The sequence below is a fragment of the Methanoregula sp. genome, from assembly GCF_049690535.1.
Taxonomy (GTDB): Archaea; Halobacteriota; Methanomicrobia; order Methanomicrobiales; family Methanospirillaceae; genus Methanoregula.
Genome location: NZ_JBAVMX010000085.1, coordinates 1 through 2,687, shown reverse-complemented (window position 1 = coordinate 2,687; position 2,687 = coordinate 1). Strand labels below are relative to the sequence as shown.

2 protein-coding genes are annotated in these 2,687 nt (G+C 58.8%); both read right to left on the bottom strand.

The features are described from left to right. The coding region (locus WCE46_RS06215) for a cation-translocating P-type ATPase (protein ID WP_424732833.1) at positions 1-1,835 on the bottom strand (1,835 nt) is incomplete at its 3' end. A 216-nt stretch (positions 1,836-2,051) separates the two neighbouring features. After that, positions 2,052-2,687, bottom strand: a 636-nt coding sequence (locus WCE46_RS06210) for an ABC transporter ATP-binding protein (protein ID WP_424732832.1), incomplete at its 5' end; no start/stop codon positions are given.

Sequence of the window (2,687 nt, the reverse complement as noted above, 5' to 3'; positions counted from 1 at the left end):
ATCCCCATCGCAAGTCCCACATCCGCGTGCCTGAGCGCCGGGGCATCGTTTGTCCCGTCGCCGGTCACGGCCACGACCGCCCCGGTCTTCTGGAGCGCCTGCACGAGAAGGAACTTGTCCAGGGGTTCGGCCCGGGCCATCACGTCAAGATTTTTTGCGGCTGCGACCTGTCCTTCGTCTGAAAGCGCCCGGAACTCTTTTCCTGTCATGACCATCCCGTTGTTTAGGATGCCGGCCTCCCGGGCAATCGCCTGTGCGGTTACCGGGTTATCCCCGGTGACCATCCGTACCCTTATGCCGGCATGCTGGCAGAGGGCCACGGATGCAGCGATATCGTCCCGCAGGGGATCACGGATGCCGACGTAACCATCCCAGACAAGCCCGGTCTCGGTCTCGTCATCCCCGGTAATTTCCCGGTGGGCAAATGCGAGTGTCCTCATCGCACGGGAAGAAAGTGTGCCGACTCCCAGGAGATCGGGTGCCGCCGTGCAGAGACCGGCCAGGACCTCCGGCGCTCCCTTGACCAGCAGGAACCGCCGGCCGCTGATCTCCACAACGGTCGACATGCGTTTACGTTTGCCATCGAAGAGATTCTGTCGGATCGCGACCCACTCTTTTCTCACGTTCCGGTAATCGATCGCATGCGCCTGCAGCCACCGGAGAAGTGCCCCTTCGGTCGAGTTCCCGATCACGATCACCCTCCCGTTCTCCCGCTCTTCAAGGTATGCGGTACCGTTGACGGCTGCATTCAGCGCGATCCACTCTGCAGGAGTTTTCTGGACCCGGCCCGGCCCGGCGGGGGCAGTAACGGAGGCCTCGGCTACTTCCATCTGGTTTTTCGTGAGCGTCCCGGTCTTGTCGGTGCAGACCGAAGTCGCAGACCCGATGGTCTCGCAGGCGATAAGGCGCCGAACAAGGCAGTTCGCCCGGGTCATCTTGCGCATGGCAAGGGAGAGTGAGAGTGCAACGCTCATCGGCAGCCCCTCGGGAACGGCGGCAACGACAATCACGACCGCGAGCATGAAGTACTGGAGCAGGTGGTTTGCGGTGGCGAGGTTGAGTCCCGTGATGTCGCCGAGAAGGATGCCACGGATAACAAGCGTGCTGCAGATGAGGATCGCCATCGCGTACCCGAATTTCGAGATGAGCCCGGCAAGGGTTTCGAGTTTTACTTCAAGCGGGGTCTTTGTCGCATGATCGATCCCGAGCGTTGCGGCGATCACACCCATTTCGGCTGCATCACCGACCGCCCCGGCAATCATCCGGCCTTTTCCTGCGGTCACAAAACTTCCCTTGAGAACCCTGTCGTCCGTCTCCTTTCTGACCGGTTCACTCTCGCCGGTAAACGCGGATTCATCAGAGAAAAGTTCGTCCGAGGTAAGAAGCCAACCGTCAGCCGGGATCACGTCGCCGGCTTCAAGGAGGACATGGTCGCCGACCACGATATCGCGGGAGGGCACAAGCGTGGGGTTGCCGTTCCGGACCACCTTGATTACCATATCGTCGCGGTGGGCATTGAGGACCTCAAACTCCCGGCTGCTCCGGTACTCGTTGTAAAAGGAGATGCCGGTGGCAAGCAGGATCGCGATGATAATCCCGACCGTGTCTAGGAGGCTGCTCCCGGAAAAGAACGAGACAATAGCGGAGAGTATGACAGCAAAAATCAGGATCCTGATAATGGGATCATCAAAATTTTTCAGGTACTCTTTCCAGAGCGGTTCCTGTTCCGGCGGCGTCATGACGTTTACGCCATATTTCTTCCGGCTTTCTTCTGCCATGGGGGAGGAGAGTCCGGAGTCCCCGGCATATTCCCTGATCTCATCAAACGTGAGCATGTATCGGATCCCTGTGCGGGGATGCCCCTCATCCCCGGATGCGTGGCAGGATATTGGTGCTCCGTGAGTATAACACCGTATTATGATGCAGGGACGATGCAGAGCGCCGGGTTACCGGGTACTGGACCGGTCCCGTTTCAGTATATCCCGTGCACACCGGTATTTTTCCGGGTGCAGCAGGAGTGCAGGTTTGTACTTGTAAGGACCGGGATCGCTTCAGTAACCGGTGGCATAGTACCAGCCGTTCTCCTCCTGAACATGCACCGGTACCGAGAAGAGCTGGCTGATCTTCTCGTCGGTCAGCATCGCCGTTTTTTTGCCGTCGCCGGAGATCCTGCCGCCGTCCATCATGACGACCCGGGAGATCTCCGGGATGATATCGTGGAGCTGGTGCGTGACAAGGATGATGCTTGTTCCCGACTGCGCGATCGCCCGCAGGGTCTCCCGGAACGTGTGAAGTGCGGACAGATCGAGGCTGTTTGTCGGTTCGTCAAGGATGAGCGTGGCAGGATCGAAAACAAGCGCCCTCCCGATTAAAAAGCGCCGGGCCTCGCCCGACGACATCTCGTTCATGGGCCGGTCGCTGAGCCGGTCGATGCGAAGGAACCTCTGGATCTCCTGTGTCTTTTCTTCCATAGCCGGGGTGACGGCCCGGTTAAAAAGCCCGATGCTTGAAAAAAAACCGGACAGGATCACCTCCCGGCCAGTGATTGTTCTTGTGAACGTGTACTGGAGGTCGTTTGACACGATGCCGACAAACGACCGGAGATCAAAGACATCCCACGTGTCTTTTTCCCGGAAATCAAAGGTCACGGGACCTTCGGAAAGCACCGGGTAATACTCGCGGGTAAT